This window comes from Pseudomonas rhodesiae (assembly GCF_007858255.1).
Taxonomy (GTDB): domain Bacteria; phylum Pseudomonadota; class Gammaproteobacteria; order Pseudomonadales; family Pseudomonadaceae; genus Aquipseudomonas; species Aquipseudomonas rhodesiae.
This window is the reverse complement of record NZ_VFEU01000019.1, coordinates 47,030-66,635: the sequence shown is the minus strand read 5'-3', so window position 1 is coordinate 66,635 and position 19,606 is coordinate 47,030. Positions and strand designations below refer to the sequence as shown.

At 61.5% G+C, this 19,606-nt stretch carries 20 protein-coding genes; 11 read left to right on the top strand and 9 right to left on the bottom strand.

Going from position 1 to position 19,606, the window contains the following annotated elements; genetic code table 11:
• Positions 1-17 precede the first annotated feature (17 nt).
• The 5 genes from FIV35_RS21910 to moaE all read left to right on the top strand — a co-directional run bounded on the left by FIV35_RS21910 (position 18) and on the right by moaE (position 4,137).
• Positions 18-1,142, top strand: coding sequence for a polysaccharide deacetylase family protein (locus FIV35_RS21910; RefSeq protein WP_034137043.1), 1,125 nt, complete (start codon positions 18-20; stop codon positions 1,140-1,142).
• 339 nt (positions 1,143-1,481) lie between these two features.
• Complete coding sequence (locus FIV35_RS21905) at positions 1,482-2,876, top strand: PhoH family protein (protein WP_024073562.1); 1,395 nt, start codon at positions 1,482-1,484, stop codon at positions 2,874-2,876.
• 96 nt (positions 2,877-2,972) lie between these two features.
• Positions 2,973-3,446 (top strand): cyclic pyranopterin monophosphate synthase MoaC, encoded by a 474-nt coding sequence (gene moaC, locus FIV35_RS21900; RefSeq protein ID WP_034096000.1) that lies wholly within the window; start codon positions 2,973-2,975, stop codon positions 3,444-3,446.
• On the top strand, positions 3,443-3,685 hold the full coding sequence (locus FIV35_RS21895) for a MoaD/ThiS family protein (protein ID WP_034096001.1): 243 nt from the start codon (positions 3,443-3,445) through the stop codon (positions 3,683-3,685). Before moaC ends, FIV35_RS21895 begins: the two co-directional genes overlap by 4 nt.
• A gap of 2 nt (positions 3,686-3,687) precedes the next feature.
• Positions 3,688-4,137, top strand: coding sequence for a molybdopterin synthase catalytic subunit MoaE (gene moaE, locus FIV35_RS21890; RefSeq protein WP_034111839.1), 450 nt, complete (start codon positions 3,688-3,690; stop codon positions 4,135-4,137).
• Between the two features lie 73 nt (positions 4,138-4,210).
• On the opposite strand, the gene rhlB is transcribed toward moaE, so the two are convergent.
• Positions 4,211-5,680, bottom strand: coding sequence for an ATP-dependent RNA helicase RhlB (gene rhlB / locus FIV35_RS21885; RefSeq protein ID WP_034137044.1), 1,470 nt, complete (start codon positions 5,678-5,680; stop codon positions 4,211-4,213).
• A 96-nt stretch (positions 5,681-5,776) separates the two neighbouring features.
• Positions 5,777-6,433 (bottom strand): alpha/beta hydrolase, encoded by a 657-nt coding sequence (locus FIV35_RS21880; protein WP_034137045.1) that lies wholly within the window; start codon positions 6,431-6,433, stop codon positions 5,777-5,779.
• A gap of 347 nt (positions 6,434-6,780) precedes the next feature.
• Here FIV35_RS21880 and FIV35_RS21875 point away from each other — a divergent pair, with 347 nt between their 5' ends.
• From FIV35_RS21875 to FIV35_RS21860, 4 genes are all read left to right on the top strand, one after another.
• Entirely contained in the window at positions 6,781-7,812 is a 1,032-nt protein-coding gene (locus FIV35_RS21875) for an amino acid ABC transporter substrate-binding protein (RefSeq protein WP_034096005.1), read from the top strand.
• 72 nt (positions 7,813-7,884) lie between these two features.
• Entirely contained in the window at positions 7,885-9,066 is a 1,182-nt protein-coding gene (locus FIV35_RS21870) for an amino acid ABC transporter permease (protein WP_034137046.1), read from the top strand.
• Positions 9,067-9,076: 10 nt separating this feature from the next.
• Positions 9,077-10,174 (top strand): amino acid ABC transporter permease, encoded by a 1,098-nt coding sequence (locus FIV35_RS21865; protein WP_034096007.1) that lies wholly within the window; start codon positions 9,077-9,079, stop codon positions 10,172-10,174.
• Positions 10,175-10,185: 11 nt separating this feature from the next.
• Entirely contained in the window at positions 10,186-10,950 is a 765-nt protein-coding gene (locus FIV35_RS21860; RefSeq protein WP_034096008.1) for an amino acid ABC transporter ATP-binding protein, read from the top strand.
• A gap of 66 nt (positions 10,951-11,016) precedes the next feature.
• Here FIV35_RS21860 and FIV35_RS21855 read toward each other — a convergent pair whose 3' ends face one another.
• Positions 11,017-11,505 (bottom strand): type II toxin-antitoxin system MqsA family antitoxin, encoded by a 489-nt coding sequence (locus FIV35_RS21855; protein WP_034137047.1) that lies wholly within the window; start codon positions 11,503-11,505, stop codon positions 11,017-11,019.
• Entirely contained in the window at positions 11,502-11,813 is a 312-nt protein-coding gene (locus FIV35_RS21850; RefSeq protein WP_034137048.1) for a type II toxin-antitoxin system MqsR family toxin, read from the bottom strand. Before FIV35_RS21850 ends, FIV35_RS21855 begins: the two co-directional genes overlap by 4 nt.
• Before the next feature lie 158 nt (positions 11,814-11,971).
• Between FIV35_RS21850 and FIV35_RS21845 the strand changes: the two genes are divergently transcribed.
• A complete protein-coding gene (locus FIV35_RS21845; RefSeq protein ID WP_034137049.1) occupies positions 11,972-12,631 on the top strand; it encodes a FadR/GntR family transcriptional regulator in 660 nt (219 codons plus the stop codon).
• Positions 12,621-13,886, top strand: coding sequence for a CynX/NimT family MFS transporter (locus FIV35_RS21840; protein ID WP_034111844.1), 1,266 nt, complete (start codon positions 12,621-12,623; stop codon positions 13,884-13,886). The genes FIV35_RS21845 and FIV35_RS21840 overlap by 11 nt, the downstream gene beginning before the upstream one ends.
• On the opposite strand, the gene FIV35_RS21835 is transcribed toward FIV35_RS21840, so the two are convergent.
• The 5 genes from FIV35_RS21835 to FIV35_RS21815 all read right to left on the bottom strand — a co-directional run bounded on the left by FIV35_RS21835 (position 13,883) and on the right by FIV35_RS21815 (position 19,562).
• Complete coding sequence (locus FIV35_RS21835) at positions 13,883-14,533, bottom strand: DUF1120 domain-containing protein (protein ID WP_034137050.1); 651 nt, start codon at positions 14,531-14,533, stop codon at positions 13,883-13,885. The two genes, FIV35_RS21840 and FIV35_RS21835, sit on opposite strands and share 4 nt — an antisense overlap.
• 17 nt (positions 14,534-14,550) lie before the next feature.
• Complete coding sequence (locus FIV35_RS21830; protein WP_052198919.1) at positions 14,551-15,696, bottom strand: DUF1120 domain-containing protein; 1,146 nt, start codon at positions 15,694-15,696, stop codon at positions 14,551-14,553.
• An 11-nt stretch (positions 15,697-15,707) separates the two neighbouring features.
• Positions 15,708-18,122: a fimbria/pilus outer membrane usher protein gene (locus FIV35_RS21825; protein ID WP_146375061.1), complete on the bottom strand. Its 2,415-nt coding sequence runs from the start codon at positions 18,120-18,122 to the stop codon at positions 15,708-15,710.
• A gap of 92 nt (positions 18,123-18,214) precedes the next feature.
• Positions 18,215-18,916 (bottom strand): fimbria/pilus chaperone family protein, encoded by a 702-nt coding sequence (locus FIV35_RS21820; protein WP_034096013.1) that lies wholly within the window; start codon positions 18,914-18,916, stop codon positions 18,215-18,217.
• Between the two features lie 19 nt (positions 18,917-18,935).
• On the bottom strand, positions 18,936-19,562 hold the full coding sequence (locus tag FIV35_RS21815) for a DUF1120 domain-containing protein (protein WP_052198920.1): 627 nt from the start codon (positions 19,560-19,562) through the stop codon (positions 18,936-18,938).
• Positions 19,563-19,606: the final 44 nt, after the last annotated feature.

The following is a 19,606-nucleotide window of genomic DNA, read 5'->3' as shown; positions in this document are numbered from 1 at the left end:
GGAGAGGGAGACCCTGTGTGCGAATAGCGCTTTTATTGTCCGCTTGTCTGTTGTGCCTAAGCGCCCAGGCCGCGCCGGTGGACGTGGCCAGCCTGAACCGTGGCGCCTGGCCCGAAAAGCTCAGCACGCCGGCGCTGTTCGATGTGGGCTCGCGCGCCGAAATCCTGATGTTCGCCCACAGCCTGCTGGCCAGCGAGTCCCAGGATGAAGCGGCCCTTAAACAACGCCTGGGATTGAAGATCATCAACCTGGCGGCCATCAACGACCTGCGCCGTGAGCTGTGGCAACGCTTGCTGGAGAACTACAGCGTCGCCCAGCAGAGTTGCGAGGTGGATGCGTCGTTCTGCTACCTGGTGGAAAACATGGACGACCTTCGCGAGGAGGCCGGCAAGTTCCAGATCAGCGAAAGCTCCTTCTATATAGATTGGGCCGCCCCCAGCCATGCCTTCCATGAGCGCTACCTGGACGAACTGCTGCGCAAGGCCGCGCTGTTTCCGCAGATCAGCAGTGAAGTTGCGCGGTTCGGCGACCATGAACGCAATGGCGATGAATTCAATGACCGCCTGTTCCTGCTGACCTTCGACGGCGGCCCCGCGCCCGTCAGCGGCAACACTGATTGGCTGGCCGACTATCTGCGCAAACAGAAGATGAACGGGGTGTTCTTTGTCCTCGGTAGCAGCCTGCAAACCCGCGTGGAGCGCAGCTCCGCCGCCGACGTGCAGGCGCTGTACCAAGGCCAGTGTGTGGGCATCCAGGGCTGGCAGTACCGTTCCCATAGCCATTGGGTGGACTGGCAAAGTTCGATCACCCGCAGCGCCCAGTTGGTGCAGAACCTGATGCCGGAAAACTACCTGCCGCTGTTTCGCCCACCCTATGGCCAGCGTCGCGCGGACAGCCAGGGGTTTTTTCAATCACAGGGCTTGCAGGTGGCGTTGTGGGACATCGATTCCCAGGACGAGCCAGGCAAGCTCAAGGCTGAAGAATCGGCGCAGCGCGTGCTCACGCTGATGCTGTTATGGCGCAAAGGCGTGATTGTGTTTCATGACACTCAGGACAAGGCGCGGGTGGCATTGCCGTGGTTGCTGCAGGCGACCGCACAGAGCGGCCTGGGTTGGCAGGACTGTCGCGAAGCATTTCGATGAAGTGCCCGGCCCTATTGGGTTTGCGCAGGTTTCTGGGTGATTTTGTGCGACATTTCGATGCAGGCGGACTTCCGACTTTAACGGCGCAGCTGGCACTCGGCTAGTGCTATTCGTCATCCTGAAAAATAAACTTCAAAAAAGCGTCAAAGTGCTTTTTCCTGTCACACGTTTTGCGGTATTACGAAGTCAGATCGCCGAAACCTGCAGCACAGGTGGCGTCTTCCAAGACTCCTCATGTGGGCATGCACTTGACGTCACTCAGGTGCATTCGGTGGTCGAATCGAGGCGCAGCACCGCCCAGGTATTGCGTCGACTGGCTCCCACAAAAGGTGACCGAGTATGGATGATCATGGACGTAACCCTTCTTCCGACCAGCCAATCCTTTATGTGCTTGATACGAATGTATTGATCCACGATCCAAACGCACTGCTCAATTTCGAAGAACACCACGTCGCCATCCCGATGATCGTGCTTGAGGAGCTCGACAAACTCAAAAGCGGCCACCACAGCGTTGCCGCCGAATGTCGCCAGGCCATCCGCCTGATCGACAAGACCCTGGGCGAGGCCTCGCCTGAAGATGTTGAAGTCGGTGTGCCGATCCAGCGCGGCAAGAGCGGGCCCAAGGGCTTGCTGTCGATTCTGATGAGCAAGCGCAGCGAGCCCAACAGCCTGCTGCCGGAAAACCTGAACGACAACAAAATCATCAACCAATTGATCGACCTGCACGCGCGTGACAAGGACCTGCGTCTGGTGCTGGTGACCAAAGACATCAATATGCGCCTCAAGGCTCGCGCATGTGGGATCGCGGCCGAGGACTACAGCACCGACCAACTGGTCGATGACGTTTCGATGCTATCCCGTGGGTATCACACCATGACCGGTTCGTTCTGGGACCGCGTCAGCAAGGTGGAAACCCGTCAGGACCATGGCCGCACCTGGCATCAGGTACAACTGATCGACAACCTGCCGGCGGTGCATATCAATGAATTCATTATCGACGAACAGGGCTTCGTGGGCTGGATCAAAGAAATCCAGGTCGACAAGCTGCTGATCCTCGACCTGCATCAGGAACCCCTGTTGCACCAGGAAGCCTGGGGCCTGAAACCGCGTGATATCTACCAAAGCCTGGCGCTGTATGCGCTGCTGGATCCGGATATCCATCTGGTGAACCTGACCGGTGCCGCCGGTTCCGGTAAAACCATCCTGGCCCTGGCGGCCGCCATCGAACAGACCATGGTCACCAAGCGCTATCGCCGCATCATCGCCACCCGCAGCGTGCAGGGCCTGGACCAGGAAATCGGCTTCCTGCCAGGCACCGAGGCGGAAAAAATGGAACCGTGGTTGGGGGCGATCACCGACAACCTCGAAGCCTTGCACATGGATGACGAAAACACCCATGGCAGCGTCGACTACATCCTCAGCAAAGTGCCGTTGCAGTTCAAATCCCTCAACTACATCCGAGGTCGCAGCTTCCAGCAGAGCCTGATCCTGATCGACGAATGCCAGAACCTCACGCCGCACCAGATGAAAACCATCATCACCCGTGCCGGCGCCGGTTCCAAAGTGGTGTGCCTGGGCAACCTGGCACAGATCGACACTCCTTACCTGTCCGCGACCAGTTCCGGGCTGACCTACCTGACCGAACGCTTCAAGGATTTCCCGAACGGCGTGCATATCGCGCTGCAAGGGGTGCCTCGCTCGATTCTGGCGGAATACGCAGAGTCGCATCTCTGAGTCGCAAGCTTTAAGCTACAAGCTGCAAGCGGGTCCGGTGAGCTTTTGACCTGCCGCTTGCAGCTTTTAGCTTTTTTGCTGCCTCAAGGAGGCCTCGTGCTGACTCATCTCGATTCCCAAGGTCGCGCCCATATGGTCGACGTCACCGACAAGTCCGTGACGTTCCGTGAGGCGGTGGCCGAAGCGCGGGTGCGCATGCTGCCCGAGACCCTCAAAATGATTGTCGACGGTGCCCACCCCAAGGGCGACGTGTTCGCCGTGGCCCGCATCGCCGGGATCCAGGCGGCCAAAAAGACCAGTGATCTGATTCCCCTGTGCCATCCGCTGATGCTGACGGGCGTCAAGGTCGAGCTGGCCGCTGAAGGGGAAAATACCGTACATATCGTCGCGCGCTGCAAACTCTCGGGGCAGACCGGCGTGGAGATGGAAGCGTTGACCGCCGCCAGCGTGGCCGCGCTGACCATTTACGATATGTGCAAGGCGGTGGATCGCGGCATGACCATCGAAAACATTCGCCTGCTGGAAAAACTCGGCGGCAAGAGCGGGCATTTCAAGGCAGACCAGGCATGAGCATCAACGTATTGTTTTTTGCGCGTTACGCCGAGGCGGTGGGCTTCGATTCGCTGGAGATGGAAGGCGAGTTTGCCACCGTGGATGCCGTGCGCCTGGCCTTGGCCAGCGACCCCGAGTTCGCCGTACTTAACGAGGCGAGCCTGATGTGTGCGCGCAACGAGGAGTTGTGTGATCTGGACGAACCGGTCTTGGCCGGTGATGACGTGGCGTTTTTTCCGCCCGTAACCGGAGGCTGAACGTGGCCATTCGTGTGCAGGTGGAGGCCTTTGATCCGGGTGCGCAAGTCAATGCCATGCACGCCGCGAATGTGGGCGTGGGCGCGGTGGTGAGCTTTGTTGGCTACGTGCGCGACTTCAACGATGGTCGCGATGTGTCTGGTATGTTCCTCGAACATTATCCGGGCATGACCGAAAAGGCCCTGGCCAAGATCACCACCGAAGCCGAGCAGCGCTGGCCATTGCTCAAGCTGGAAGTGCTGCACCGCGTCGGCGCCCTGGAACCGGGCGAGCCGATTGTGTTCGTCGCGGCCGCCAGTGCCCATCGCCAGGCGGCGTTCGACGCCTGTGCGTTTGTGATGGACTATCTGAAGACCCGTGCGCCGTTCTGGAAGAAGGAAAACACACCGGAAGGTGCGCGCTGGGTGGAAGGGCGAGACAGCGACCACACTGCGGCGGATCGCTGGAAGTAGTACGGTCAAAAATCAGCTGAAATTAAATGTGGGAGGGGGCAAGCCCCCTCCCACATTTTTATCGCATTCCAGCTTACGGGCGTTTGCGCTCTACGGCCCGCAATAGATGCGTCGGCGGTGTCTCGCAGCTGATCTTGCGCCCCAGCAGCGCTTCGATCGACGGCAACTGATACGAGTCATCTTCCCCGGCAAAGCTGATCGACACACCCGCCGCTCCGGCGCGGCCAGTACGGCCGATGCGGTGTACATAGTCGTCCGGCACTTCCGGCAGAGTGAAGTTGATCACATGGCTGATGCCGTCGATGTGAATCCCGCGGCCTGCCACGTCGGTGGCCACCAGCACGCGAATCTTGCCTTCGCGGAAACCTTCCAGGGTCTTGATGCGCTTGTGCTGAGGCACGTCGCCGGACAGTTGCGCGGCGTTCACGCCGTCACGCACCAGGCGTTCTTCGATGCGGCGCACTTCGTCCTTGCGGTTGGCGAACACCATCACCCGCTCCCAACCGTTGTCGTTGACCAGGTTGTAGAGCAGTTTGTATTTGTCGGCACCGGCCACGGCATAGATGTGCTGCTCGACGTTTTCGCTGGCGACGTTTTCTGCTTCGATCTCCACGATCGATGGGTCGGTGGTCCATTGCTTGGCAAGGTTCATCACGTCTTCGGTGAAGGTCGCGGAGAACAGCAGGGTCTGACGCTCGCTTTTCGGCGGGGTCTGGCGAATGATCTGGCGTACCTGTGGGATAAAGCCCATGTCGAGCATGCGGTCGGCTTCGTCCAGCACCATCACTTCGACCATGTCCAAGTGCACATCGCCGCGCTGGTTGAAGTCCAGCAGGCGACCCGGGGTGGCAACCAGGATGTCGCAGTGGCGGGCTTCGAGGTGCTTGAGCTGCTTGTCGAAGTCCATGCCGCCTACGAACGTCATGACGTTGAGGCCGGTGTACTTGGTCAGGTCGGCGGCGTCCTTGGCGATCTGTACCACCAACTCGCGGGTTGGCGCGATGATCAGCGCGCGCGGTTCGCCCATGTAACGTTCTTTGGGCGGTGGTGTTTGCAGCAGTTGGGTAATGATCGAGATCAGGAACGCGGCGGTCTTGCCGGTGCCGGTCTGCGCGCGGCCGATGGCGTCTTTGCCGGCCAGGGTAAAGCCCAGCACCTGCGCCTGGATCGGCGTGCAGTACGGGAAGCCCAGGTCCTGGATGGCGTGCATCAGTTCCGGAGCCAGCTTGAAGTCATGGAAGCGGGTCTTGCCTTCCTGGGGCTCGACGACGAAGTCTTCGAGTTTCCATGGGGTGACCGGCGGTTTGGGTGCGCGTTGACGGCGCGGTGCTTTGGCTTGCGGGGCTGGCGCGGCCTCAGCCGGTGCAGTCTGTTCGGGCGCGGTCACCGATGGCTTCCTGGGCGGGGCCACAGGTGCGGTCCGGCCGGGCTGTTGACCGTCATTGCGGCTGCCGGGCGTCGGGACAGGGGCGCTGGGAACAGGCGCGAGCGGCTCAGCCTCGCTTTTGCCGAACATCTTCTTGAGTGCTTTGAGCACGGTGATCTCATTAATTGGTTAAGGAATATACGCCGGCCAGTGTAATGCAAGATTCGGGCGCGGCGTAGTGCGTCTGTCATACGGCTACATAAAGCCAGGGTTTCAGCGCAGACGTTCGCTCAGCCACTGGCCGATGCGCTCTATCTCTTGAGGTAACACTTCGTGTCCCATTGGGTATTCCTGCCATGTCACGGTGACACCATGGTGCTTCAAGTACTCCATTGCTGTACGACCCATGGCGTTCTGCACCACGTCGTCGTACTGGCCGTGCAGGCAAAGGGTCGGGATGCGCTGTTGACTGGCGGATAAGTCCAGCTCATCGCTGAACGTGGGGGCATAGGTGGAGAGGGCGATCACGCCACCCAGCGGTCCCTGCCACTTCAGAAAAGCGGTGTGATAAACCACGGCGCCGCCTTGGGAGAACCCCGCGAGGAAAATTCGCGACGCGTCTATCCCGGTTCTTTTTTGCGCTTCGATCAAATCCATTACGGTTTGCGCCGAGATTTCCAGCTCTTCCAGGCTGATGGAGCGGGCGGGGCTCATGGCCGTTATGTCGTACCAGCTGGGCATCTCGTAACCGCCGTTGATCGTTACCGGACGGATCGGCGCCTGGGGCAAGACGAATCGGGTGGACAGCAGATCTTCCTGTAAGGCTTCGGCTACGGGCATGAAGTCATAGCGATCGGCACCCAGGCCATGCAGCCAGATAACACAGGCGTCGGCAGGCTTGGCGGGCTGAAGAATAAGGGGGTCGGTCATGTTCGCTCCATAAACGTGCGCTCGCTCCGATTGAGTGCGTCGGAACGGTGCGCAGCGGGTTGATTTGTTAACAAGATGTCGCAACGTTGAATCTTTTACACTTGAACCTGGGCTGAAACGACTCAGCCGTCACTCTGGTACGGCGCTTGCTATGTGTAGGTCGATGTCAGAACTATCCTCGGTCGGTAACACTATCAGTGAGTGCCGCTTGGGAGATAGCCGCTGGAATTAATGCGACAGTCCCATGCTGCTTGACCCTAAAAAAAGCCAACACGGGTCAATATCGCCTCATAAGGGTGCGCTGGGATTCGAGCTCCGACACAACAAGAGCAAAACTGGAGGTTTGAATGAAGGTATTGAAATCCACCCTGGCCATCGTATGCGCGGCCGCTGTACTGGGTGTCAGCGGTTTCGCCCAAGCCGGCGCAACCCTGGACGCTGTGCAGAAGAAAGGCTTTGTACAGTGTGGCGTGAGTGACGGCTTGCCGGGTTTCTCGGTACCGGATGCCAGCGGCAAGATCCTGGGGATCGACGCTGACGTATGCCGCGCTGTGGCGGCTGCCGTCTTCGGTGACGCCACCAAGGTCAAATTCAGCCAGTTGAATGCCAAAGAGCGTTTCACCGCGCTGCAATCGGGCGAAGTCGACATTCTGTCCCGTAACACCACCATGACCAGCTCCCGCGATGCGGGCATGGGCCTGAAATTCCCGGGTTTCATTACCTACTACGATGGCATCGGCTTCCTGGTTAACAACAAGCTGGGCGTCAAAAGCGCCAAGGAACTGGACGGTGCAACCATCTGCATCCAGGCCGGTACCACCACCGAGCTGAACGTTTCCGACTACTTCCGTGGCAACGGTCTGAAATACACCCCGATCACCTTCGACACCTCCGACGAAAGCGCCAAGTCCCTCGAATCCGGGCGTTGCGACGTGCTGACCTCCGACAAGTCCCAACTGTTCGCCCAGCGCAGCAAGTTGGCCTCGCCGAAGGATTACGTGGTACTGCCGGAAACCATTTCCAAGGAGCCACTGGGCCCGGTCGTACGTAACGGCGACGACGAGTGGCTGGCCATCGTGCGCTGGGTAGGCTATGCCATGCTCAACGCGGAAGAGGCCGGTATCACTTCCAAGAACGTCGAGGCTGAAGCCAAGTCCACCAAGAACCCGGACGTAGCTCGTCTGTTGGGCGCTGACGGTGAATACGGCAAAGACCTGAAAGTGAAGAAGGACTGGGTCGTACAGATCGTCAAGCAAGTCGGTAACTACGGTGAAGTGTTCGAGCGCAACCTGGGCAAGAGCACCCCGCTGGAAATCGACCGTGGCCTGAACGCACTGTGGAACAACGGCGGCATTCAATACGCACCGCCTGTGCGCTGATCGCTGATGGTTCTGTCACCCGGTGGGCCAACCGCCGGGTGATGTTCTGTTCCATTCTTTCCGGGGCACTTCATGCAAAATCAAATCGGCGCACCCAAGCAGAAGCTCAGCTTCAGCGACCCCAAAGTGCGTGCGTGGCTCTTCCAGATCATCACGATTGTGGCGGTGGTCTCGCTGGGCTGGTACCTCTTCAACAATACCCAGACCAACCTTCAGCACCGGGGCATCACCTCGGGTTTCGACTTTCTTGAACGCAGTGCCGGCTTCGGCATCGCGCAGCATTTGATCGATTACACCGAATCGGACAGCTATGCCCGGGTCTTCGTGATCGGCCTGCTCAACACCTTGCTGGTGACGTTCATCGGCGTGATTCTGGCCACCTTGCTGGGCTTTATCATCGGCGTGGCGCGCCTGTCGTCGAACTGGATGATCAACAAACTGGCGACGGTATACGTGGAAGTTTTCCGCAACATCCCGCCGTTGTTGCAGATCCTGTTCTGGTACTTCGCGGTGTTCCTGACCATGCCAGGGCCGCGCAACAGCCATAATTTCGGCGATACCTTCTTTGTCAGTAGTCGTGGCCTGAACATGCCGGCGGCGCTGGCCGCTGACGGTTTCTGGCCGTTCGTGGCGAGCATTGTGCTGGCCATCGTGGCAATCGTGATGATGGCGCGTTGGGCCAATAAACGCTTTGAAGCCACGGGCGTGCCGTTCCATAAGTTCTGGGCGGGCCTGGCGCTGTTCATCGTGATCCCGGCACTGTGCGCGTTGATCTTCGGCGTGCCGCTGCACTGGGAAATGCCCAAGCTGCAAGGCTTCAACTTCGTCGGCGGCTGGGTATTGATCCCCGAACTGCTGGCGCTGACCCTGGCACTGACGGTGTACACGGCAGCGTTTATCGCCGAGATCGTGCGCTCGGGCATCAAGTCCGTCAGCCATGGCCAGACCGAAGCCGCTCGCTCCCTGGGCCTGCGTAACGGTCCGACGCTGCGCAAGGTCATCATCCCGCAGGCCCTGCGGGTGATCATTCCGCCGCTGACCAGCCAATACCTGAACCTGGCGAAGAACTCGTCGTTGGCCGCCGGTATCGGTTACCCGGAAATGGTTTCGCTGTTTGCCGGCACGGTGCTCAACCAGACCGGCCAGGCGATCGAAGTCATTGCCATCACCATGAGCGTGTACCTGGCGATCAGCATCAGCATTTCCCTGCTGATGAACTGGTACAACAAGCGCATTGCGCTGATCGAGCGGTGAGGAAACGCACATGAGTTCGCATACTTTCAAACCTGATATGCCGCCGCCGAGCAAAGTCTTCGGGCCAATGGCATGGATGCGCGCCAACCTGTTTTCCAGTTGGCTCAATACACTGCTGACCCTGCTGTCGATCTACCTGGTGTACCTGGTGGTGCCGCCGATCCTGCATTGGGCCATCCTGGACGCTAACTGGGTTGGCACCACCCGCGCCGACTGCACGAAGGAGGGCGCCTGTTGGGTGTTCATCCAACAGCGTTTCGGGCAGTTCATGTATGGCTACTACCCCGGTGACCTGCGCTGGCGCGTGGACCTGACCGTGTGGCTGGCCATCGTCGGCGTGGCACCGTTGTTCATCTCGCGCTTCCCGCGCAAGGCAATCTACGGGCTGAGCTTCCTGGTGCTGTACCCGATCATCGCCTTCTTCCTGCTGCATGGCGGTGTATTTGGCCTGGCCACCGTGGCCACCAGCCAATGGGGCGGCCTGATGCTGACCCTGGTGATCGCCACCGTCGGCATCGCCGGCGCCTTGCCCTTGGGTATTGTGCTGGCGTTGGGACGGCGTTCGAACATGCCGGCGATTCGTGTGGTCTGCGTGACCTTCATCGAATTCTGGCGCGGCGTGCCGCTGATTACCGTGCTGTTCATGTCCTCGGTAATGCTGCCGTTGTTCCTGCCCGAAGGCATGAACTTCGACAAGTTGCTGCGGGCGCTGATCGGCGTGATCCTGTTCCAGTCGGCCTATGTGGCCGAAGTGGTGCGTGGCGGTTTGCAGGCCATCCCTAAAGGCCAGTACGAAGCGGCCGCAGCGATGGGCCTGGGCTACTGGCGCAGCATGGGGCTGGTGATTCTGCCGCAAGCCCTGAAGATGGTGATTCCGGGGATCGTCAACACCTTCATCGCGCTGTTCAAGGACACCAGCCTGGTGATCATCATCGGCCTGTTCGACCTGCTCAACAGCGTCAAGCAAGCCGCCGCCGACCCTAAATGGCTGGGCATGGCCACTGAAGGCTACGTGTTCGCCGCCCTGGTGTTCTGGATTTTCTGTTTTGGTATGTCGCGCTATTCCATGCACCTGGAACGCAAGCTCGACACAGGCCACAAGCGTTAGGAGTTCTTTTGATGAGCGAAGCAATCAAACAGCCTGTGGGCCCTGAAGGCATTATCCAGATGCAGGGCGTCAACAAGTGGTACGGCCAGTTCCATGTGTTGAAAGACATCAACCTCAACGTCAAGCAGGGCGAGCGTATCGTGCTGTGCGGGCCGTCGGGTTCCGGCAAGTCCACCACCATCCGCTGCCTCAACCGCCTGGAAGAACACCAGCAGGGCCGCATCGTGGTCGATGGCGTGGAGCTGACCAACGACCTCAAGCAGATCGAAGCAATCCGCCGCGAAGTCGGCATGGTGTTCCAGCACTTCAACCTGTTCCCGCACCTGACCATCCTGCAGAACTGCACGCTGGCGCCGATGTGGGTGCGCAAGATGCCCAAGCGCAAGGCCGAAGAAATCGCCATGCACTACCTGGAGCGCGTGCGCATCCCGGAGCAGGCCCACAAGTTTCCGGGGCAACTGTCCGGCGGCCAGCAACAGCGTGTGGCGATTGCCCGGGCACTGTGCATGAAACCGAAAATCATGCTGTTCGATGAGCCGACTTCGGCACTGGACCCAGAGATGGTGAAAGAAGTACTCGACACCATGATCGGCCTGGCCGAAGACGGCATGACCATGCTCTGCGTAACCCACGAAATGGGCTTTGCCCGCACCGTGGCCAACCGCGTGATCTTCATGGACAAAGGCGAAATCGTGGAACAAGCGGCACCGAATGACTTCTTCGACAACCCGCAGAATGATCGGACCAAGTTGTTCTTGAGCCAGATTCTGCATTGATCCTGCGGTAATGCTTGAAGATAAACCCGGCCTTGGCGCCGGGTTTATTTTTGCCTGTCGACCGTGTCAGGACGCCTGAGCTGAAAGCTGTTGCGCGTCTTTGGCGATGAGCAGCCGGTTAAGATCTTCGCCAACGTTGAGCGTCTCTATCTCCGCCAACAGGTGGGGATGTTTATCCAACAAGCGCATCAGGATGAGTAATGGCTCAGGTGGAAACACCTCGGCCCTTTCGTACCGGGAAAATGCGTTGTGGCCGCGGCCAATCAACAGCCTCACAGCCTCCTTTTGGGTCAGATGTAATTTGCGCCGAATTCGCTTTATTTCGGCGGCAATGACTTTTCGCGCATCGACCAACAGTTGATCACTGGCAGTGGAATAACGCTCTGCACTGTCGGTGTCCATATCGAACTCCCTTTCATGGCAGACCTGGCATTCCCAGCCGGCGATATCAGGAATCTTGCGCAGCATGCCGCGGGTATTGATCGTGAAGGTGCGACCTTCGAAATGCTGCATGCCTTCAGCAGCGCCGCAGTTCACGCATTGTCGGGTTTTCATAAAGCTTTCTCCTTGAAGGAGATTACCGGCGGCCCACCGCTTGGACGGTAGGTCACTTTGATGTAAATCTCCGTGCCGTAAATCTTGATCAGATAGACGTCCTGCCATATCCGATGGTCTGCGTATGTCGTCATTGACTTGTACAACATTCGAGCTTCCAGAGCGCAAACGGCAAGTCGCATCTGACCGAGGCTCAACTCCAGCTGCCGCCCTCCCTCTCGGGCGCTGGCGGTGAAAGCGCGCGCACCTAGCCGGATGACCTCTTCCTTGACTTGAGCCAAATCGTAATGAGGTGTGTGCTTTTCCATAAGACACCTAAGTTGATAATTACCCTTTAAGGGTAATTTTACCAATCGAAAATTTTGCTTCGTTTTCCGCCCATTCACCCTAGTGCGTTGCCTTTGTAGGTGAGTCCTAATAGGCTGTAGGAAAATTCATCCTATGATTGGACGAAAGCGCAAAATCCATGACAGACATCGCCCCACTGATTAAACGCTCGCTGGTCGACCAGGCTCTTGAACAGTTGCGCCTGCGCATCGCTCAGGGCGTATGGGCTGTCGGCGAGCGCTTGCCCACCGAGCCGGAGTTGTCCGCCGAGCTGGGGATCAGCCGCAATACCGTGCGTGAAGCCATGCGGGTGCTGGCGTTTTCCGGGTTGATTGAGATCCGCCAGGGAGACGGCAGTTATCTGCGCTCGATGACTGATCCCTTGGGGGCGATGCGTGCGTTGTCCCACTGCACCTTGGCGCAGGCGCAGGAGACCCGGCAGATCCTCGAAGTGGAGGCCATTGGTCTTGCGGCGCAACGCCGTACCGAGCAAGACCTTCAGGGGTTGCATCAAGCCCTGCGCACCAGCGCCGCGCTGTATCACGGTGACCTGGAGGCCTATATCCACGCCGACCTGGTGTTCCACACCCGTCTGGTGGATGCCGCCCACAACCCGGCGTTGAGCGAGTTGTACCAGTATTTTTCCGCCATCGTCGGCGCCCAGTTGCGCCAGACCCTCAGTGTTTCACCACGCCGCCAGGCGGTGTTCGACCTGCACAGCGCCTTGCTTGAAGCGGTGGAGCAGCAAGACCCGGAACGCGCCAAATCCCTCTGCCGACAGTTGATCCATGAACCCTGAAGCCCAACGCACACCCGAACTCGAAGAACTGCTGATCGATGCCGAGGCCGATGACGACGAGGTCCAGCACACCCCGCCGCAGGTCAGCCGCCCGTGGCTGTTGCTGCTGGGCCTGGTGCTGGTGGCGTTGAACCTGCGCCCGGCGTTGTCGAGCATGGCGCCGTTGCTCAGCGATGTGTCGGCCAGCCTGGGCTTGTCGGCGGCCAAGGCCGGTTTGCTGACCACTTTGCCCGTGCTGTGCCTGGGGCTGTTTGCGCCATTGGCGCCGATTCTGGCGCGGCGATTCGGCGCCGAGCGCGTGGTGCTGGGGATCGTGCTGACACTGGCCGGTGGCATCATTCTGCGCAGTGCATTCGGTGAGGTCGGGCTGTTTGCCGGCAGCCTGATTGCCGGGGCGAGCATCGGCATTATCGGCGTGTTGCTGCCGGGCATCGTCAAGCGTGATTTCGCTCGCCAGGCCGGGGCCATGACCGGCGTGTACACCATGGCGTTGTGCCTGGGCGCCGCGCTGGCGGCGGGGGCGACAGTGCCGCTGAGCCATGTGTTCGGCGACCGCTGGAGCATGGGCCTGGGCTTCTGGATGGTGCCGGCGGTGGTGGCGGCGTTGGTGTGGTGGCCGCAGGTCGGGCAACGACACGGCGCCCATCGCGTCGCGTATCAGGTCAAAGGCTTGCTACGCGATCCGTTGGCCTGGCAGGTGACCTTGTACATGGGCCTGCAATCGTCCTTGGCGTACATCGTGTTTGGCTGGCTGCCGTCGATTCTGATCAGCCGCGGCCTCAGCGCAACCGAGGCCGGGCTGGCGCTGTCCGGCTCGATTATCCTGCAATTGATCAGTTCGCTGGCCGCGCCCTGGTTGGCCACTCGTGGTCGCGACCAGCGCCTGGCGATCGTGGTGGTGATGCTGCTGACCCTCGGCGGGTTGTTCGGTTGCCTCTATGCGCCGCTGGACGGTCTGTGGGGCTGGGCGATCCTGCTCGGCCTGGGCCAGGGCGGCACCTTCAGCCTGGCGTTGACCTTGATTGTGCTGCGCTCGCGGGATGCCCACGTCGCCGCGAACCTGTCGAGCATGGCTCAGGGTTTCGGCTATACCCTGGCGTCCCTCGGCCCGTTTGCGGTCGGCCTGGTGCACGACTGGACCGGCGGCTGGAGCGCTATCGGCTGGATTTTCGCGGTGATCGGCCTGGGCGCGATCATTGCCGGCCTGGGCGCAGGGCGTGCGCGTTATGTGCAGGTCACCAGCGAGAAACGCTAGAGATAGATCACTTCCAGAGTCGCCGAGCCGTCGAGCAGGGTGTCGGTGCTCAGGTCCAGGTTCTGCCGTGCGTCGATCACCGCTTGGACCTTGACCGTGCTGATCAGCTCCTGGATCGCCGAAGGCCCGGCGGTGCTGCCCTGCCTGGCGGTAAAGCCCAGGTAGCTATTGGCGCCGATATCGATGGGGTTGAGGTTGGCGGTGCGCCAGGCCAGGCCGCCGGTGGTGGACTCGGTGCCGTACACCGTCACGGTGCTGTCCACCAGCGTGTTGCGGGGGTCGAAGGTCATCGAGTAAAGCCCAAGCCGGTTGCCGCTGTTGTCCAGTCCTAGCCCGTAGTAAATCTCGCTGTTGACCGTTGCGGTGCCCTCGCGATTGTCGCGCATGCGCAGCGCAAAACGACTTGGCGCCGTGCAGGCGATGCTCACTTGCAGGTGTTTGGTCGGCAGCCGCGTGCTGGTCTCCAGGTTCAGATCCTGCTGGGACATCTTGCCGTAGTCGATCAGCCCGCCGCCGGACAACTGAGGGTCGCAGGCGGTGGGCGTGACCACGCCTTTGACCGTCAGATCGACGCTGGAGGCGGCCTGGGTGTGGGCCGTGGCGGTCAATAACAGCAGGCTGTAAAAAACGATGGGATAAGCGTTCATGGCGTCAATTCCAGAAGTTAGAGGTAGATGATTTCGAGGGTGCCGGAGCCGTTGATCTGCACCACCTGACGCAGATCCAGGGATTGGGTCGGCGCCAGGTAAGCCTTGATGCGTAACGTGCCGCTCAGGTGCTGGATCGCTACCGGGCCTTGGGTGCTGCCCGCCAGGTGGGTGAAGCCCATATAGCTGTTGGCGGCGATGGGGATCTGCCGCGCACTGGCGCTGCTCCAGGCGGCGCCGTTGCTGGTGGAGTCGGTGCGATACAGCGCGCCGTAGGCATCGGCGGAAAAGTCCTCCGGGTCGATGTTTACGTAGAAGCGGCCGATCTTGTTCTGGCTGCCGTCGCGGTCCAGGCCGTAGGCGGTCTCGTCGGTGCCGCCGGTGGCCGAGCCTTCACGGTTGTCGTGCATGCGCAAGGCGAAGGGCACGGGCGCGTCGCAACTGACGGTCATTTGCAGGGTGCGGGTGGGCAACGGGGTTTCGTTTGTGACGCTCAGGTCCTTGGCCAGCAAGGTGCCGTAATCCACCAGGCCGCCGTTGGACAACTGCGGCGTGCACGCCACCGGCGCGAAGTGCGCGCGCAGGGTCAGTTCACGGTAACGACCGCTGCGCTGGGCCTCGAACGTCCCGTTGACCTCCCAGGTGGTGGCGTCCCGCACGTAGGTTGCGGCCCTGTCCGCCCAGGCGCTGAGGCTCAGTTGCAGGGAAAAGTTTTTGCCCTGTACCACCGCGCCGCCTTGCACGGGTGCCACCAGGTGGCCAGTGCGCCATGTCAAGCGCGGGCCAACCACGGCTGGCGGTTGCCCGGCCACGGGCATCAAGCCCAACTCCACCGACCGACCATCCACTACGCCGTCACTGAGTTCGAGCGCGTAGCTGCCGTGTTCGGTGAATTGCAGACGTTCGGCACTGGCGGCGAGGGCGCGATAGAACACACTCAGGTCCTGCGCTTGCGGGCACGCAAGGGTCAGGCGCAAGCGGCGCTCGCCGAGCAGGCGCTGGGGTGCGCTGTCGGTTTGCGCCAGGCGGTTCATCAGGCCCAGGTCCAGCAGCGATTCGCTGAGGGTCAACTGGCACTCGTCGTTGGCCAACGCGTTGGCTGTGGCGCCGACAATGAGCAGCGATGCGGCCGTCAACTGCCGCAGCAGGCGAATAGGGGGCATGGTTACGGTCCTCATGATGGGGTACAGCGCGCGAGTGCGGTTTCGAAATACACCTCGGGATCGCCCTCATCCGGCAGCTCGAACTGCAAGCGACAACGGCTCAAACCGGGGGCACTGACCCACAGGCTGGACGAGGCCAGCACATTGGGCAGAAATACCTGGCCGCCGTCCTGAACCAAGGTCACGAACTCGCCGTTGGCGGTGCTGACACTGGCGCCGCGAGGCAGCAACACGCCCTGTTCAGTGCGGGCGGTGAGCAGCACGCGACGGGTCAGGCTCACGCCGAACTCCACGCGGTCCACGGCGCCGCGTCCAGCCGCGAGCATCGCCAGGCCGTTATTGATATCGGCATTGCGCGGCAGCGAACGGGTTTGCACTTCCACCGGGCTGCGGCCATAGGGGCTGATCTGGGGGACCACGGCCTGGCCTTGCCAGTCGGTCCAGACCGGGCCGCTGGGGGTGCTGAGCTTGATGCCGCTGATGTCGCCCACCGAAACCAAGGCAAAGGTGTCACGCACCGGATAGGGTGACAACGTGACCCCGCCGCCATGCACCACCACGCCACCGCGAGCGCTGCCCTGATAGCTCGAACGCTCGGCATCGGAGCGGCTGTAACTGACGTCCAACTGGCTGTAGCGGGGCAGGGCCGAAAGGCCGAGGGTGGTTTCCACTTGTTGGTCGCGGGTGTCGTGTTCGGCGCTGACGCGGTAGCTCAGTTGGTCGTCGATCTGCTCGTTCACCCCCACGCCGGTACGGTGCTCGCCCCCTGAATTGCGCACCCAGGCCCGCACGCGCCGGTTATCCCCCAAGGGCAGGCTGACGTTGAAGTAGAACGCGTTGTCCTGCTGTTGGCGCCCGCCCATCTGCCACTCGGCACTGGCCGATAACGATACGCCGCTGACGCTGGTGCCCCAGGACACCAAGCCCCGGCTGCTGCTGTCGCCGTCGAAGTTGCTGGAGCGCGACACCCCGGCACTGAATGCACCCAGCCACGGATGCGCCCAGCCCAGGCTGGCGCTTTGTTGGTCGCGATAGCGCGAGCGGCGCTGCTGGGTGGTTTCGGCCTCGTAGGTGGCCTCCTCCAGTTCGCGATAACCCGGCGTGCGCCAGGCGTTGGCCACGCTGAACGACCATTGATCGTTCAGGCGCTGGGACCACGACAGGTCGGTCTGCACCCCGCGCACCTGATCCCGTGCATGCGTGTCGGCCACTTGGCTGGCCAGTTGTACCTGGCTGTCCAACCCCGGCAACCAGCCCAGGCTCACACCGGCGGCGCGGTATTCACTGGCGGCCAGCACGCCGCTGCCCAGCGACAGTTGCGGGTGTACGGCACCGGTCCAACCGGCGCTGACCACCCAGGGATCGTCTCCCTGGGCATCGCCGATGTTGCGCACGCGCCCCGCCGACACCGAGTAACCCGGCGCCGGCAACCCCAGGCCAAGCATGGCGGCCGGAACGGTAAAGCGCCGTTCGCCACCGTTGCTTTCCTTGACCGTCACCTCGACGTCGGAGCGCGAGTTCAGGCGCCGCACGCCCGTCAAGGAAAACGGCCCGGCGGGAACTACCGTGGAGTGAATCAACGTGCCGTTCTGGCGCACTTCGACTTGGGCCGGGCTGTTGGCGATACCGTCGATGGTCGCGCCCTGACTCTGCTCTTGCAGCGCCTGCTCGGTCAGGACCTGCACGCCGGTGATCTGCGCGCCGGGCAATACCGGGTTGTACAGATTGACCTGCCCCGCCTGCAGCACCGCCTGGTGGCTGGCAAAGGTGCGCTGGGCATAGGCCTCCAGGTGCGTACTGCGCGAGAGGCCGTCCTGCCAGGTCTGCACCTGACGGCTGCGTACGATCCAGTCGCCGGCATTGAAGCCGACTTCGGTGTTGGCCGAGCCGAAGCGGCTGTCGCTGTCGCCGAAGCGGTTATAGAACCCGGTCAGGTCGTAATTGAGCAGGCCGGCCACGCCACCGGTTTCATAGCCCGAGACATCCTGTTGTAGCGGGCGCAGCGCCTCGGTCGGCACCACCAACGCCACCGTAAGCGTGGCTGGGTCCGGTTCCACCAGGCTTTGGGGATACTGTGCGAGAAAGTCGTGGCAGGGACCGTTGTCGTCAGGTAGGCGCAGGTTGGCGGCGTCCAACAAGGCACGGTCGAAGCACAAGGCACCTTGTTGATCGAAGTTGACGTCAAGCCGACCGCGGTGCTGGCCGTTGACCCGCAGGCTGACGGCATGCCGCCCTGCGGCAAAGCGCGGAGCTTCCAGCAGCAGGCTGGCCAGGTGCGGGTCAATCCCGCGTTGCCGCAGGGTGGTGGCATCGAAGCCTTGGCGTGCATCGGCGCTGGCGGCCAAGGGTGCCAGCGTACAGGCCAGCAGCAGCGTGATAGTGACGGGCACAGTGGCGCCGTCACGGTAACTCAATACTGTTTTCACAAAGGGCACTCGAATGATGGACGCTGGAGCGTCCTGGTGACGGTCATCGAGCCGTCACTTCGATGCAGGCGGTAACCGCCTGGGGTTGTTCGTCAGGTAATCGGTGCTTCGTAGGCCGCCACGGCAAAGCCGTACACCGTGGCCGGTTGCAGCCGGACCTTGGTGGCCGGACCACCGCTGGCCGGCACACTCAGGGTTTCCCCCGGCAGCACATAGGTGCGCGGCAACATCGCCTTGCCGTCGCCGGGCAGCAGCCGCAGCTCCTGGGCCAGGCGCACCACATAAGGGCTGGTATTGCGCACCTGCAACGTATTGCCGTGCTGTGACCACGTCAGCTCAGTCCAAGGTGTGCGATTGGGCGCCAAGCCCTTGGGATGAATGATCACCGGCAGGTTCTGGCGCACCGTCACACCCACCCGGGCATGCCCGGCTTGCGTGGCGGGGCGGCCCTGGGGCATGCCTTCGAAAATCGCGCGTTTGAGGCGCTGGGTGAGCAGCGGTTGCTGGCTTTGCAGGATGAAGCGCACCAGTTGCGATTTGGACGGCTCCACCCGCGACAGCGGCGGCGTGACCACCAGCAAGGGTTCGGTGTCTTCGGGGATGTCTTGCAACGTGACATGCAGCAGCGCCAGTTGGCTGTCGGTGTTGGTGACCGACACGGCGGCTTCGCCCTCGGCTTCGTGAACGATCACCACGGAGGTGTCCGGGACCATGCCGTCAGCCCGTGCGCCCGTGCCGCCGAGCAGCAGCGCCAGGGCCATAAGGCAGGTTGCGGGGTTGAGCACTGTGGTCATGAGAGGGTTTCCATAGAAGTCAGAGGTAGCGCAGGTCCAACACCACGGAGCCATCGAGCGGCACTGCCTGATCCAGGGTCAGGTACTGGGTCGCGTTGATGGACGTGTCGATCTGGAGTTGGGCGCTTAACTGGCCGATGAAATCGGGCTGGCGATCCCCAACCGGGGCAAAGCCGATATAGGTTTTGGGCCAGGCTTCGGACGCCGGGCGCCAGGTTTCGCCGCTGTCATCGGAGGCCAGCACTTGCAAGGCTTGGGCGTCCCCCACCGGGTTGCGATATGACAGGGCCACCGAGCCCAGGCGCTCGGCCGGGGCATGGATATTTCGGCCCAGGCCATAGAGCACATCAGGGTCCAGGGAGGATTGCGCTCGGTTGTCGAGCCCCACCAGGGCGAACAGCATCGGCCGGCCGCACTGCACATGCAGTTGCAGTACGCGACTGGGCAGCTCGGTGACCACGTCGTCGCTGAGGGTATGGGAAAGAATTTTGCCGTGGTCGATCACGCCTTCGTCGGACAGCGTCACCAGGCAGGCGTCCGGGGTCAGCCGACCGGTCACGGTGACGTCCACCTTCGATGCGGCGTGGGCCGCAGCGGCGCTGGTCAGCCAAAACACGATCACCGCAGTGCAGGGGTAGGTGTTCATCGATTGCGCCATTGGCCGAGGCAAGCTCGGCAGATCCGAAAAAA

Bases quoted from the DNA above. Each gene is read 5' to 3' on its own strand.
- FIV35_RS21840 (WP_034111844.1), top strand. From the start codon at position 12,621: ATGAACCCTGAAGCCCAACGCACACCCGAACTCGAAGAACTGCTGATC.
- FIV35_RS21835 (WP_034137050.1), bottom strand. From the start codon at position 14,533: ATGAACGCTTATCCCATCGTTTTTTACAGCCTGCTGTTATTGACCGCC.
- FIV35_RS21860 (WP_034096008.1), top strand. From the start codon at position 10,186: ATGAGCGAAGCAATCAAACAGCCTGTGGGCCCTGAAGGCATTATCCAG.
- FIV35_RS21830 (WP_052198919.1), bottom strand. From the start codon at position 15,696: ATGCCCCCTATTCGCCTGCTGCGGCAGTTGACGGCCGCATCGCTGCTC.
- FIV35_RS21820 (WP_034096013.1), bottom strand. From the start codon at position 18,916: ATGACCACAGTGCTCAACCCCGCAACCTGCCTTATGGCCCTGGCGCTG.
- FIV35_RS21850 (WP_034137048.1), bottom strand. From the start codon at position 11,813: ATGGAAAAGCACACACCTCATTACGATTTGGCTCAAGTCAAGGAAGAG.
- FIV35_RS21870 (WP_034137046.1), top strand. From the start codon at position 7,885: ATGCAAAATCAAATCGGCGCACCCAAGCAGAAGCTCAGCTTCAGCGAC.
- FIV35_RS21895 (WP_034096001.1), top strand. From the start codon at position 3,443: ATGAGCATCAACGTATTGTTTTTTGCGCGTTACGCCGAGGCGGTGGGC.
- FIV35_RS21855 (WP_034137047.1), bottom strand. From the start codon at position 11,505: ATGAAAACCCGACAATGCGTGAACTGCGGCGCTGCTGAAGGCATGCAG.
- FIV35_RS21875 (WP_034096005.1), top strand. From the start codon at position 6,781: ATGAAGGTATTGAAATCCACCCTGGCCATCGTATGCGCGGCCGCTGTA.
- FIV35_RS21865 (WP_034096007.1), top strand. From the start codon at position 9,077: ATGAGTTCGCATACTTTCAAACCTGATATGCCGCCGCCGAGCAAAGTC.
- FIV35_RS21815 (WP_052198920.1), bottom strand. From the start codon at position 19,562: ATGAACACCTACCCCTGCACTGCGGTGATCGTGTTTTGGCTGACCAGC.
- FIV35_RS21905 (WP_024073562.1), top strand. From the start codon at position 1,482: ATGGATGATCATGGACGTAACCCTTCTTCCGACCAGCCAATCCTTTAT.
- FIV35_RS21845 (WP_034137049.1), top strand. From the start codon at position 11,972: ATGACAGACATCGCCCCACTGATTAAACGCTCGCTGGTCGACCAGGCT.
- FIV35_RS21880 (WP_034137045.1), bottom strand. From the start codon at position 6,433: ATGACCGACCCCCTTATTCTTCAGCCCGCCAAGCCTGCCGACGCCTGT.